The sequence below is a fragment of the Clostridia bacterium genome, assembly GCA_026414765.1.
GTDB lineage: Bacteria > Bacillota > Clostridia > Acetivibrionales > DSM-27016 > SKW86.
On sequence record JAOAIJ010000005.1, the window covers coordinates 20,125 to 33,873 of the forward strand.

General features: G+C 39.2%; 12 protein-coding genes. All 12 read right to left on the reverse strand.

Features of this window, described 5'->3' with window-relative positions:
• Window positions 1-270 precede the first annotated feature (270 nt).
• Window positions 271-2,703 carry an ATP-dependent Clp protease ATP-binding subunit gene (locus tag N3I35_00395; protein ID MCX8128545.1) on the reverse strand — a complete coding sequence of 811 codons (2,433 nt, stop codon included), beginning with the start codon at window positions 2,701-2,703 and terminating at the stop codon, window positions 271-273.
• Window positions 2,704-2,728: 25 nt separating this feature from the next.
• A complete protein-coding gene (locus N3I35_00400) occupies window positions 2,729-3,766 on the reverse strand; it encodes a protein arginine kinase (protein ID MCX8128546.1) in 1,038 nt (345 codons plus the stop codon).
• Window positions 3,767-3,782: 16 nt separating this feature from the next.
• Complete coding sequence (locus tag N3I35_00405; protein ID MCX8128547.1) at window positions 3,783-4,286, reverse strand: UvrB/UvrC motif-containing protein; 504 nt, start codon at window positions 4,284-4,286, stop codon at window positions 3,783-3,785.
• Window positions 4,287-4,527: 241 nt separating this feature from the next.
• Window positions 4,528-4,986: a CtsR family transcriptional regulator gene (locus N3I35_00410; protein ID MCX8128548.1), complete on the reverse strand. Its 459-nt coding sequence runs from the start codon at window positions 4,984-4,986 to the stop codon at window positions 4,528-4,530.
• Between the two features lie 158 nt (window positions 4,987-5,144).
• Complete coding sequence (locus N3I35_00415; protein MCX8128549.1) at window positions 5,145-5,345, reverse strand: hypothetical protein; 201 nt, start codon at window positions 5,343-5,345, stop codon at window positions 5,145-5,147.
• A 198-nt stretch (window positions 5,346-5,543) separates the two neighbouring features.
• Window positions 5,544-6,560: a DUF4349 domain-containing protein gene (locus tag N3I35_00420; GenBank protein MCX8128550.1), complete on the reverse strand. Its 1,017-nt coding sequence runs from the start codon at window positions 6,558-6,560 to the stop codon at window positions 5,544-5,546.
• 213 nt (window positions 6,561-6,773) lie between these two features.
• A complete protein-coding gene (fusA, locus tag N3I35_00425; GenBank protein ID MCX8128551.1) occupies window positions 6,774-8,864 on the reverse strand; it encodes an elongation factor G in 2,091 nt (696 codons plus the stop codon).
• Between the two features lie 539 nt (window positions 8,865-9,403).
• The gene (locus N3I35_00430; protein ID MCX8128552.1) at window positions 9,404-10,117 is read right to left on the reverse strand and encodes a glycosyltransferase family 2 protein; all 714 of its coding nucleotides are present in this window, start codon (window positions 10,115-10,117) and stop codon (window positions 9,404-9,406) included.
• 31 nt (window positions 10,118-10,148) lie between these two features.
• Entirely contained in the window at window positions 10,149-10,556 is a 408-nt protein-coding gene (locus N3I35_00435) for a GtrA family protein (GenBank protein ID MCX8128553.1), read from the reverse strand.
• Window positions 10,553-11,713, reverse strand: coding sequence for a UDP-galactopyranose mutase (glf, locus tag N3I35_00440; protein MCX8128554.1), 1,161 nt, complete (start codon window positions 11,711-11,713; stop codon window positions 10,553-10,555). Before glf ends, N3I35_00435 begins: the two co-directional genes overlap by 4 nt.
• A 14-nt stretch (window positions 11,714-11,727) precedes the next feature.
• Window positions 11,728-13,269: a glycosyltransferase family 39 protein gene (locus N3I35_00445; protein MCX8128555.1), complete on the reverse strand. Its 1,542-nt coding sequence runs from the start codon at window positions 13,267-13,269 to the stop codon at window positions 11,728-11,730.
• Window positions 13,270-13,445: 176 nt separating this feature from the next.
• The coding region (locus tag N3I35_00450; protein MCX8128556.1) for a hypothetical protein at window positions 13,446-13,749 on the reverse strand (304 nt) is incomplete at its 5' end.

The window sequence follows — 13,749 nt, forward strand, 5'->3', positions numbered from 1 at the left end:
TGTATACTTTTCTTTTTATTGTCATTACAGAAAATCTGATATATGAAATTTTGTACATATAAATATGTACAAAATTTCATACTAATCAAAAATACATTATTTTGGAATATAAATCAAGTACAATATGAGCCTGAATATCCTCATATTCGGGATTGATATTTTTTTATCAGTGTATATTTTTAGTAAATTACACTATAATTCAGTTTTTTAGTGAATTTCATATAAAAACAATAAACTCTGAGTAAATTCTCAGAGTTTTATCGTTTCCAACTAATTCTTATTAAATACCAATTGGTTATCTTTAAGTCCTATTGTCACTTTATCACCTGGCTTTATCTTGCCTTCCAGCATTTCTTCCGCCAGTTCATCCTCAACCATACTTTGTATTGAACGCCTCAAGGGTCTTGCGCCATATACCGGATCAAAGCCTCTTTTTGCAAGATACAGTTTAACATCTTCATCAACTTCAATAGTGATGGCACTTTGCTTTAGTCTGTTTGAGAGCATATCAAGCATAAGGCTTACAATTTTCTTAAGATGCTCTTCATCCAGCGGATGAAAAACAATAGTTTCATCAATTCTGTTAAGGAATTCAGGTCTGAAAGTCCTTTTCAGTTCTCCCATAACTTCACTCTTCATATTTTCATAGTTTTTATTTTTCTCATCCTTATCTGTTGAAAACCCCATTCTCTTGGGCTCTGTAATAAGTCTGGCACCTACATTGGAAGTCATTATTATGACAGTATTTCTGAAATCTACCTTTCTCCCTTGAGAATCCGTCAAGCGCCCATCTTCCAAAATCTGCAGGAGAATATTGAATACATCCGGATGTGCCTTTTCTATCTCATCAAACAGCAGCACCGAATATGGCTTTCTTCTCACTTTCTCAGTTAGCTGTCCGCCTTCTTCATAGCCAACATACCCCGGAGGAGAACCTACAAGTCTTGAAACACTATGCTTCTCCATATATTCCGACATATCTATTCTTACCATTGCATTTTCATCACCAAATATAGCTTCAGCCAATGCTTTACACAATTCAGTTTTACCTACGCCTGTAGGCCCAAGGAATATAAATGACCCGACTGGACGTTTAGGATCCTTTAAGCCAACCCTACCTCTTCTGATTGCACGGGACACGGCTTTAACAGCTTCCTCCTGACCAATAACCCTCAAATGGAGAACTTCCTCCATTTTCATCAACCTCTCGGATTCTTCTTCAGCCAGTCGTTTTACAGGAATCCCCGTCCAACTGGAAACTATTTCTGCAATCTCCTCCTCAGTGACTGTATCGGTTTTAGTTTGATTTTTCTGATTCCATTCGTTTTTCATCTTATCCAGTTCGCCTTTGATTTTTTGCTCTTCATCCCGTACCCTGGCAGCCTTCTCATACTCCTGGCATCTGATAGCTTCTTCTTTTTCTTTTCTCAGGTTTTCTACCTGTTCTTCAAGCTTTTTCAAGTCAGGGGGGGCTGTAAATGATTTCAATCTTACTCTCGAAGCAGCTTCATCAATAAGGTCGATTGCCTTATCCGGCAAGTATCTGTCTGCTATATACCTGTCGGACAATTTTACCGCTGCTTCAACAGCATCATCCGTTATGTTGACTCTGTGATGGGCTTCATACTTATCCCTTACGCCCTTTAATATTTCTATGGCTTCCTCTTTTGACGGTTCACCGACTGTTATTGGCTGAAACCTTCTTTCGAGAGCTGCATCCTTCTCTACATGCTTACGGTATTCATCCAGTGTAGTTGCTCCAATCACCTGAATTTCCCCCCTTGCAAGGGAAGGCTTAAGGATATTGGATGCATCAATAGCACCTTCTGCTGCACCTGCTCCAATTATTGTGTGCATTTCGTCTATAAACAGAATAATATTTCCGGCCTTTCTTATCTCGTCCATGGCCTTTTTCAATCTTTCCTCAAATTCACCCCTGTATTTTGCTCCTGCTACCATAGATGACAGATCAAGTGTAACTACCCTCTTGTCTTTAAGTATTTCAGGGATGTTGCCTTCAACTATTTTCTGCGCCAGTCCCTCTGCAATTGCAGTCTTACCGACCCCCGGCTCACCTATTAGACATGGATTATTCTTAGTTCTTCTGCTCAGTATTTGTATTACTCTTTCGATTTCCTGGTCACGCCCTATAACCGGGTCAAATTTCCCCTCTCTGGCCATTTCAGTCAAATCTCTTCCAAACTGATTCAGGGTAGGAGTATTTGAGTAATTGGGACTGCTCTTCGGTTCCCCTGTAGCACCAGGGGCTTCACTGCTCAGCATTTTCAGTATTTCATTCAACAGTTTTTGCGGATCTACTCCCAAATCCATGAGTATTCTAACCGCAACGCTCTCGCCTTCTTTCATTATGCCTAAAAGTAAATGTTCTGTTCCGATGTAATTATGCCCCATCCTCCTGGCTTCTCTGAAAGAGAGTTCAAGCACCCTCTTTGTCCTTGGTGTAAAGCCTAGCGGCTGTTCACCGGTTTGCTCGCCTTTTCCTATCAATTCCTCTATTTCCTTTAAGATTTTTTCTTCCGTAACACCTTGATTTTGCAAAACCCTTGCTGCTACACCGCTTCCTTCTTTTACAAGCCCAAGCAGCAAATGTTCGGTTCCTACGTAATTATGCCCTAAAAGCATCGCACTTTCTTGTGAAAAAGTGATTGCTTTTTCAGCTTTCTCAGTAAAACGTCCGTACATATTTTCTCACTCCGTTCTTTTTAGATTACACTTTTTTATCTGTTAGCTTCTTCCTGATCACTTCCGCCCTGCTTATATCCCTTTCATCAGGACTCAAGAGCTTTCCAGCAAGCTTTTGCAAATTTGCAGGCTGTGTCAGAAGCATTATCTCATTTATTGTTTCTATGGGAATATCTTTGATTATTCCCATATCTACACCCAGTCTAACATCTGAAAGCAATTTCAGGCACTCTTCCGAAGATATTATCCTGGCATTGGTAAATATTCCTAAAGCTCTGAAAACCTTATCCTCAAAGCGGTAGGAGTTTTGTTTGTACAATTCATTCCTAAGCATTCTTTCCTGCTCAATGATCTGGAATGCAATATTGGTTACACTTGTTATGATTTCTTCCTCTGTCTGACCCAAAGTTACCTGGTTTGAAATTTGAAACATATTTCCCGAGGCTTCACTGTTTTCGCCGTAAATTCCACGCACAGCTATGCCTAGCTTGCTGCAAGCTTCCAGAATCCCCTTTACATATCCTGTCATCATTAAAGCAGGCAAATGCAACATCACTGATGCTCTCAAACCTGTGCCGATATTCGTAGGACAGCATGTAACATATCCGTATTCCTTGCTGAAAGCAAACTCAATATTTTCCTCCAAAAGAGTATCAATGTTATTGCAAAGTTTCCAGGCACTATCCATCTGCATACCCGGGAACATACACTGTATTCTTAAGTGGTCCTCTTCATTAACCATAATGCTTATCTTTTCATCTCTGCTGATAAGTGCGCCGCATTCCCGTTTATTCTCAGCCATATCAGGGCTTATAAGATGTTTTTCTACCAGCGACAGTCTGTCTACATCATTGAGAATATTCAGATCTACAAATAAAATATCTTTAGCAAGGGCACTATTTCCGTTAAAAATCGCGCTCTTTACTTCCCCAAGAGTCCTTGTGCACTGCTCATTATCCATCTTGTAAGGAAAAGGATAATTTCTGAAATTGCGTGCAAGCCTCACTCTGCTGCTGATTACAACATCTGATTCCGGCCCTTTGTCAAAATACCAGCTTTTCATATAACCCCTCCAGCCTTTACTTTTTGGACTCAAAACTCTTTATCTTATCCCTGATTTCTGCAGCCTTCTCATATTCTTCAGCCTGGATAGCCTTATTCAGAAGTTCCTTTAATGCCTCAATTTCCTTTGAATACTTTATATCCTTTGAAACTCTGGCTGGAATCTTTCCATTATGCTCCACATTGCCGTGCAACCTTTTAATCAATGGCTTGATTTTCTGTCCAAACTCTTCATAACAATTGCCACAGCCGAGCTTGCCTACCTTCTGAAATTCTTCATAACTCATACCGCATTTTCCGCATATCACCTGCTGAGGTTGTATTTTTTGCACATAAGAACCGGCATGTTCCATACCCATGAGTCCACTGAAAAAATCACTGACACTTAAGGGTGCGCTTACACTAAGCTGTCCCTTCTCTTTTGCACACTGTTCACACAAATACATTTCACTTTTTTTATTATTGTTTATTTGAGTAAAGTGAACATTTGCAACCCTCTTTTGACAATGTTGACACATCATATGCCTCACACTCCTCCGGTTATTTTTTGCCAGTTGCCGGTTACTTTTACATAATCAAATAACAATGTAACACAGTATTCGGCATAAAGAAAACGATTGCCCAAGTACGCGTTTTATATTGATTGTAGTAATAGATAAGTCGACAGCAGCTACTTTATTCTATGTTTTTATGATGGAAATCATTTTTATTTCCATTAAATTAGCTCTACTTTAAAATATTGAATTTTTGTTTGCAATTTTATCAAACAAGTAAACTCATCAACATGTGTTTCAGTATGCTTGCCCGCAGCACATCCCTTTCAGGGAGTTGAACTGCTCCCAGTATCTTGTCGCTTGTAGCCGCCTTTAGCAGCAGCCCTTCTCTCCGTGTAATGACTTCATAGTCCATAAAATTATTTACGAATATTTCCGCTGATTGCTGGGATATGCTGTTTCCCATGGACATTACTATATGTGTAAGGTAATCACCTGCACGGGTAATATTAACTCTTCTGATGCGTATGTGACCCCCTCCACCTCTGCGGCTTTCCACATAATACCCTTTTTCGGTTGTGAATCTGGTATCTATTACATAGTTTATCTGCGATGGCACACAATTAAACTGATTTGCCAGCTCATTCCGCTGAATCTCTATACTGCCGTTCGTATCATTTATTAGCTGCTTAATAAAAGCCTCAATTAAATCACTTAATCTTGCCATAGCACTCACCTCGTATTGATTTTGACTATCTTTGACTATTAAATATATTATAAATCATATCATAGTCCAGTTCAATTGTATAATAAATATCTGATATGGAAATTACCGGCTTCATAATAGAATATCTGATTTATTCTTAAATTTCTTTGCTGATGCTCTTAGTTGCTCCTCTTTTTATCACTTTTTTTGTTGTCTGCAACCTCCGATGATATTTCCGTAGTTTCCTCCAAATGTCTTGCTATCTTCCTCTGTCTGTCTATATTCATCCACTGGTCAAAGGAAGGTATAAATTCACCATACATTGTGACATCCTCTATTCTTTCATCCTTTATATTGTTTTTATTGTTTTTGTTAGCCATGAACTGCTCCTCCGACTTTTAATATTCAGTAAATATTTAAAATATCATCTAAAAAATTACCCGAGAATATTTTTTACCATACTCAGAATTATATTCTTTAATAAATTGAATAATATAGTATTATAATCTAAAAAATGGGTAAAGGCGCCATAACAGACACCTTCACCCATTTTAGCATCTTCTTAAATAAACCGGTTGCTAAACCTCATCGCTTTCTTCCTTCTTTTTCACCTTCACGCTATCATCTGATGTCCGGTTTTTTCTGATACCTCTTAAAAACCTCTTATATAGCAGAAATGCCAACCAACTGAACAATACAAGAATAATCAGCACCGGCAATGCCTGTGCCAAAAATAGAACCAAAGATGCAAAGAAATTCCTTACCCCCTTAAAGCTGTCGCCAAAGCCATTTGCAAGCTTGCTCCAGTATGACTTTCCTCCCGCTCCGTCATTATCCGAGCCAGGCTCCTTTTCATTAATATTGATAATTATAGTCGAAAACTTGACCAGATCGCTAAGCTTGTTCAATGTTCCTGTCAGGCTTTCAATCTGATGCCTTATTTCTGTCAACCTGCTTTCAGTCTTAAATATATCATCAGGCTTTGTCAGCTTGTTCAAATACTGTTCCAGACGGTTCTGTTCATACCTCAGAAGTCTTAGTTCGGATTCAACATCATAAAATTTCTCTGTTACATCCTCTGTGTTTTCACTTGCATCGATAACTTCACCAAGTCCTTTTATGTTGCTGAGGATATCGGAAAACTTATCAGCCTGTACTCTCACTACCACCATACCGCTTTTAGTTTGGGAGCTTTCCTTGCTGACCCTTGACTGCTGTATGTATCCATATCCGCTATGCTCTACCAGCGTCTGTATTTTTCCGTAAGTAAAGTCAAAGTTCTTAACTTGTATGGTTACATTAGCGTTTCTGATGATTTTATGCCTTGACAGTAAAGCATTGGATGCGTTGCCACCCTCAGCCCCATTTCCCATAATACCTGCAATTTCATTCTCAGTCATACTTGTATTATCGGCCTTTTGATCTGCCATAGTTTTGCCGTCACTCTCCGGCTTAGCTATCCCATTGGCTCGAAAGGAGTCCGAAGCCACTGCCATGCCTTCACTAGAGGTACTCTCACTCTTTTTCCCACACCCTGCTGTCATGTAAACAAGCACCGTAAGTACAATGAATAGACACAGAATTTTCCTTTTCATATTTATTCCCCCTCTTTTTCTGCTCCGGTCAGTTATGTTTTGAAAGGATTCACAAAGCGTATATGCGTTAAGCACATGCCTCATTACATAAACGTGACAAAAGCTTCTATCTGTGTATATTGACGAAGTCCAAAGCCGTTATGTTCCATTCTTTATACATAGTCATAAAAAATACAGGCTATAGGAAATCTATAGCCTGTATTTTTCCGGTCTTTACTCATCATCTTCATCTTCAGTCATATGCTTCTTCGCTTCATCTATTACCTTACTGCTTACCATCGGCGGTGCCTCTTCGTACCTTTCAAACCATAGTTTGAAGTAACCTCTTCCCTGTGTCATGGATCTTAAGTCATTTGTATACTTAAACATTTCAGACTGCGGCACCTCTGCAACAACCTGTTGGATTCCACCATCTTGAGGGTTCATACCGAGTATTCTCCCCCTTCTTTTGTTCAAATCGCCAATAACATCACCCATATAGTGCTCGGGTACATATACTTCCACATGCGCTATCGGTTCCAGCAAAACAGGAGTCGCCAGTGGCAATCCTTTCTTATAAGCAAGACGTGCTGCGATCTTAAATGCCATTTCAGAGGAATCGACATCATGGTATGAGCCATCAACCAGCGTAGCTTTCAGATTCACAACAGGGTATCCGGCAAGTATTCCTTTGACTATTGCCTCCCGCAAGCCTTTTTCTACAGCCGGATGATACTGCTTCGGTACAGAGCCTCCGAATATTTTTTCATCAAAGGTAAGGTCTTCACTCTGGCCCGGCTCGAATTCAATCCATACATGTCCGTACTGACCATGCCCTCCTGATTGTTTCTTATGCTTTCCTTCAACCTTTACCTTTTTCTTTATTGTTTCTCTGTATGGTACTTTTGGATCAGTAAGGTTTACCGACACCCCAAACTTTGCTTTCAATTTGCTAATTATTACATCCAGGTGCTGTTCTCCCATTCCCGAGATCAGAGTTTGATGTGTTTCTGTATTTATGGAAACTTTGAAGGTTGGGTCTTCATCCTGTAGTTTATGAAGACCTGAAGAAATCTTTTCCTCATCGCCCTTGGCCTTCGGCTCGACCGCTAAGGAGATTGCCGGTTCAGGGAATTCGATCTTAGCCAATACTATTTGTTTTGCTTGATCACAAAGTGTATCATTGGTATTTGTTGCCTGCAGTTTTGATACACCACCAATATCTCCTACCACAAGTTTGTCTACAGGAATTTGTTTCTTACCCCTCATAGTAAACAGGGAACCGATTTTTTCATTTTTCTGGGTTGTGGTATTAAATACTGTAGAGTCGGATTTTAATGTACCGGAATACACTCTGAAAAGAGAGATCTTCCCGACAAACGGGTCTGCTACTGTTTTGAATACGAGAGCTGAGAGGGGGGCATCTGCGGTCGCTTTATACTCGACTGCATCTTCGCTTCCCGGCTTTTTACCTGTTACAACCGGTTTGTCAACCGGTGACGGCATATACTCTGTAACAGCATCCATTAGAGACTGTACCCCAAGGTTATTGGAAGCGGAGCCACAGAATACGGGCACAATCGAACCGTCAGAAATACCAACTCTCAGACCCTTAAGTATCTCATCGTGAGTAAACTCTTCCCCTCCGAAGAATTTTTCCATCAACGCTTCATCTGTCTCTGCTATCGCTTCATTCAGACCATCTCTGATACTTGAAATTCTATCATTTAAACCGGCAGGAATAGCTATGTCAATAAGCTTATCCTTGTCGAACTTTTTCGCTTTCAGATTTATAACGTCAACAAAACCTGTAAACTTTTCACCTTCAATAATAGGGATTTCAAAAGCTACTATTCCCTTTCCGAAAATCTCGAGCATCTGATCGAGAACCTTAAAGAAATCAGCATTTTCATCATCCATCTTATTTACAAAAATGATTTTGGGGATTCCCTGTTCTTTTGCATAAGCCCAGGATTTCTCAGTCCCTACAGCCACTCCACTTTTTGCAGAAACAAGTATTAAAGTTGAATCAGCAACTCTTATTCCCTGCTTTACTTCTCCGACAAAATCAAAATATCCCGGGGTATCAATAATATTAATCTTGAAATCCTTCCACTCACATGGCGCTATTGCCGTACTTATGGAAATTTTTCTTTTGGTTTCCTCCGGATCATAATCTGTAGTGGTTGTTCCGTCTACTACCTTTCCAAACCTGTCAAGAACTCCCGTGTTGAATAACATTGCCTCGGCAAGGGTTGTTTTTCCTGATCCTCCGTGACCCATCAGGCAAACGTTGCGTAGTTTTTCCACGGCATAGTCTTTCATAAAAATTCCCCCTCTTTTTATTAGATTGCCAAATACTGCTTATTCATTATGATTCCTAAGATTTAGGATAATAATTCATGAATTAAGAAAAATTTTACTTATAATCCAAAAGCAGCTATATAACTATCTAAGACCAAAATGCATTTATTATCGCACCGATTATTGGGGTACTCTTTCGTCTGATGTGGCAATAAATCTGCCATTTCAGAAAAAGGGTGTAGTTGAAAAGTATGATACAAATATGCAGGAACAAAAAATGTGATTTTTCTTCTTTATTAATACGTGATTAGATGTTTATTGCCACGAAAAGAGAGTATTTGTTGGTGTATAGCAAAAACCGGCCTTTCAAAATCTGGTTTCATATATAAATATTACTATTCTATTTTTTTTGCTTTTTTCCTCTTTTTTATAATTAATTTTAGCTAAAATTTATTGAACAGTTAATATGAGTATTGTATTGTAAAATTAAGATTTTTATGACAGGATACATAATCAGAAAAGTTTGTAAAATTTGCAGAATATATCTATAGAAGGGCAATTCACTGCTTATCCATATTTTTCTTGATTTCCCGGAAATCTCTCACAGCCTGCTTTCCAATTCTGACAATACGCTTAAAGTTAATGGAATTCACTCCGCCTTGTCTCGGCCTGAAGGTTATAGGCATAAACTTTACATTCTCTTTTGAGTTAAGCAGCAAAACCGTCAGCATTATATTTGAAAGATTAAAGTCTTTAGGGATCTGTGAAACATATTTGTTTAATATATCCTTTCTAATCAGTCTGAAGGGCGTATTGGCATCGGCAATGTTCAGGCCAAAGATCAACCTTAGCACCAGCTTCAGTATTTTTGTTACAAAAACTCTGGAAAAACCGTCCTGTCTGCTGTTCCTGTGTCCAATCAATGCTGCATAATCATTTCTTTGCTCCCAGAATGGCCAAAATTCCGATGGCAGGGTTTGCCCGTCGGAATCCGTCTGAAATATAAAGTCTGCATCATTTTCCAAAGCATAGTTGTATCCGTATAATACCGTAGCACCATGCCCGCTGTTTGTTTTTGTAACAGGCTGAAGATATGGTAAAGCCTCTTTCAGACCGCATAATTTCTGATATGTATTGTCCCTGCTGCCGTCATCTATTATGACAAGCCTGGATTGATCCCCGGTTTTTGCAACAACTTCATGCCATTCACGTGCAACTGCTTCAATATTCATCTCTTCGTTATATGCAGGAATCACTATAAATAATTTATCCATTTCTTCACATATCCTTTATTAATAGGTTATTTTATCTTTTCCTGAAAGTAATAAATTTGTTTAATATGAACTGAAATGCGGCAACTACAAAAACTGAAGCCAGCTTCACGACATTTTCATTTATGTGGAGCCAGTCAGTTCCTATGAACATTATACCCATTGAAAGCAACAATCCCGAATAACCTACAGTATAAAAACTTATTGCCCTCTTTGCCAGTTTATCCGTTTTTTTAAAGTTGAAACTTGTATTTAGTGTAAAGCTTAGAGTTATTCCCAGGTTTATTCCTATAAAGTTTGATATATAAAGCCCTACGTTCAAATACCTCAACCCTATAAATACAAGGCTGTCCATTCCGGCAGACACAGAACCTATTATACCATACAGGAACATCTCACGTAAAACAGGAAAGTCCTTCAATATCCGCTTTATTATTTTCATATCTCTATCCCTTCTGATAAGACCAAAGCTCTGTCTATTACTGCATCCATATTGTAATACCTGTACTCTGCCAGTCTTCCGCAAAGATAAATGTTCTTAATACTGTCGATGCCCCCCCTGTACCTCTGGTATAATCCTGCATTCTCCTCGTTAATTATAGGATAGTAGGGAATATTACCCCTTGAGGCGTTAACATCGTACTGCATAGGATATTCTTTCAATATAGTTGTTTTAGCTATTACTTTCTGGCCCGTAAGATGCTTGAACTCTGTAATTCTCGTAAATTCTTCTTCATTGGGGTAGTTGACGACAGAAACAGGCTGGTAGGCGGTAACATCATGCTGTTCAAATACCAGTTCCAGTGAACGGTATGGCAATTTTCCAAACCTGTATTCCAATAGCTCATCTATGGGCCCGGTATAAATAATGGGTTTGTCCCAGGGCTTTCCGTCAAAGAAGGTTATTTTATTTCCAACATCTATAGTCAGCCTCTTTGTAGCGTCACAATTAAGCTCCACTGTTATGTTAGGATGATTAAGCATATTCTCAAATATTCCCGTAAACCCCCCGTATGGCATATACTGGATACTATCCTGAAAATACCTGCTGTCATAGCCCAGAATAACCGGAACTCTGTTTATTACGGACCTGTCCACCTCTTCAGGCGGTACGCCCCATTGCTTGGCAGTATAGTTTACAAATACCTTGCTGTAAACAAACTGCCCGAATTCTCTTATAGTACTGTCCTTACTTTCGGTCAGATCCAGCACCGATACTTTCTGCATACAAGGAAAATGTTCTGCAAGCTTGTGTTTGATAATATCTGCCTTCTGTTCGGGAAAAAGCTTTTCAAGGGAAGTAAAGTTGAACGGGACAGGCACAAGCTGTCCATCGATTTTACCCAGAACCTCATGTTCATATTTATACCAGTCTGCAAAACGCTTCAAATACTCAAATACGTTTTCCAGGTTAGTATGAAATATATGAGGACCATACCAATGGACGGAAATACCGTTTGAATCTGCGCTTTCATACATATTCCCGCCTATATGGCCGCGCTTTTCCAATACAAGCACTTTTTTATTTCTTTCTTCTGCAATTTTTCTTGCTGCGACTGCACCTGCAAAACCACAGCCTATAACAATAACGTCATACATATACAAACTCCAATTCATTTCAACCTGTACAGCTCATATCTGAACCATCCTGCAATACAATACTGATCCTGAGAAGCAGCAAGTGTATAATTCCTATTAAGCTCTTCCATAATCCTTTTCTCTAAACCTTTTGAGCTGCCATGCACCGAAATAACCGACGGGGTGCGTGTTATCACAAACTTCACCTTCCTGTTTTTAATGTATCCATACTGCGAATCAACAGCCTGCGGATATTTTTCATAGCTCACAAAAGGAATATAAAAATATTTTACGTCCGGGACAGTTCCACATAATGTGGATATACCCAGGTCCTGTGTTATGAGGTTTACTAACGTAGGATTTTCCTCACGGTTAATTATGTCGGCAAATTTTTGCTGTGCCATCTGATCCCGTACATATATCCGGCTGTATTTATATAGACCGTTAGCCTGGATAGTCAGAGCCAGCACCATGCATACAAAACAGACTAACAATAACTTTTTTATCTCAAGCTTATCAATAAGCATACAGGCTGCAGTCAAGCCGGGAATTATAAAAACTATTACAGTAAGAAAGTAATATGAAAACGACATCCCGGAAAAATATACCGCAGCAAATGTAATGCCGAATGATGAAAGCAATCCAAGTCTTCCTGCCGCATTAATACGGCCTTTCAAGAATACAAACCATACCAGCCCTGTCAGGAAAAGCAAAAAACTGGCTGCATTATTGGTATTAACCTTAATCAGAGCTTTTATGAAACCTTTAAGTACAGGAAGGGAAATCCCCAGATCTGCATATAATGAATTGAACCTGAAATACACCTCATATAAATCTTTTATACTGTCCGTTATCCGGAAATATACCAGCCATGGCAGGAGGGCTGCTGCAACCCCTAGTATCAGGGTAAGCAGGTTTTTAAGAAAATTTTTATACATACCCCGGACCAACAAACCGGCGAATATAAAGAAGTCAAAGCCAACCCAAAATACTAAAGGAGTATATTTCAGCATCAATACGCAGCCGGACATAAGACCATGAATGAACATTACCCTGGGTTCATGTCCTTCCAAAGCCGGTTTTTTAAAATACCTCAGAAAAAAATACATGCTCACCGCCTGAAAGGCCAATATATACTCTTCAGGTGACCCCCCTCCCGATATATATACAGGAGAATTAAGCATGAAAACAGGTATTGATACGGCAGCAAGTAATGAGGCCTTTTTAGTCGCATACAAATTTATTGCCTTGTATGAGAAATACAGGACTACAGACAAGGAAATTGATTGCATTATGTAAACACCATAGAAATTATTATCCGATATCAGATAGGCTAGTCCATTCAAAAAATAAAGAAGCGGTCCTTTGTGGTCAAAAATATCCCTATACGGCACTAAACCGTTAAACATGCCTTTTCCCATGCTGAAATAGGCATTTGCATCAGGCCAGTCATTCATATGGAAAAAAGGTGAAGATTTTGTACAGAAAAATAATACAGCAAATGAATATGCCAGGAAAAACGAGATGGTTAAAGCTGTTTTTGAAAATCTTACTTTGCCCGGCAAGTTATGCTCCACTATCCTTTCCTCCTGGTTATTTCCTCTTTTTTCGACAAATACCCTCCGCCGCAATCAAATTATAGCATAGTCCGGCATGAGCCGCAAGAAATTTACTAAAGCGGCGAAATGCGGCACCAAACATATACAAAAACAGCCCAGCCTGGTTTATCCGGCTGGGCTTTAAAAACTCCTGTTTATATTGAATTGTTGATTACTCCATCATCAACATAGTCTTTGAGCTTGGAAAACAAAAGCTTTACAAACACTCTAATTTGCTTCTCTCCCACCAGCAGCCTTACGTATAGCGGCAAATACCTCATTGCTTTGTTTACCACCCATTCTTCCTGCTCCTTGCCGGACTCCAGCAGGGCATCTTTTGCCATCCTCTTCGCTTGCAGCATAAGTGCATAAAGTACTGTTTTAGTTTTCTGCCACTCAAGCAAGGCAACCACCAATACAAGTATTGTTAAAGCTATTATCAATCTCCAATCCCAAATA

Excerpts from the sequence above, each read along its gene's own strand:
- N3I35_00395 (MCX8128545.1), bottom strand. The coding sequence starts at position 2,703 with ATGTACGGACGTTTTACTGAGAAAGCTGAAAAAGCAATCACTTTTTCA.
- N3I35_00400 (MCX8128546.1), bottom strand. The coding sequence starts at position 3,766 with ATGAAAAGCTGGTATTTTGACAAAGGGCCGGAATCAGATGTTGTAATC.
- N3I35_00405 (MCX8128547.1), bottom strand. The coding sequence starts at position 4,286 with ATGATGTGTCAACATTGTCAAAAGAGGGTTGCAAATGTTCACTTTACT.
- N3I35_00410 (MCX8128548.1), bottom strand. The coding sequence starts at position 4,986 with ATGGCAAGATTAAGTGATTTAATTGAGGCTTTTATTAAGCAGCTAATA.
- N3I35_00415 (MCX8128549.1), bottom strand. The coding sequence starts at position 5,345 with ATGGCTAACAAAAACAATAAAAACAATATAAAGGATGAAAGAATAGAG.
- N3I35_00420 (MCX8128550.1), bottom strand. The coding sequence starts at position 6,560 with ATGAAAAGGAAAATTCTGTGTCTATTCATTGTACTTACGGTGCTTGTT.
- fusA (MCX8128551.1), bottom strand. The coding sequence starts at position 8,864 with ATGAAAGACTATGCCGTGGAAAAACTACGCAACGTTTGCCTGATGGGT.
- N3I35_00430 (MCX8128552.1), bottom strand. The coding sequence starts at position 10,117 with ATGGATAAATTATTTATAGTGATTCCTGCATATAACGAAGAGATGAAT.
- N3I35_00435 (MCX8128553.1), bottom strand. The coding sequence starts at position 10,556 with ATGAAAATAATAAAGCGGATATTGAAGGACTTTCCTGTTTTACGTGAG.
- glf (MCX8128554.1), bottom strand. The coding sequence starts at position 11,713 with ATGTATGACGTTATTGTTATAGGCTGTGGTTTTGCAGGTGCAGTCGCA.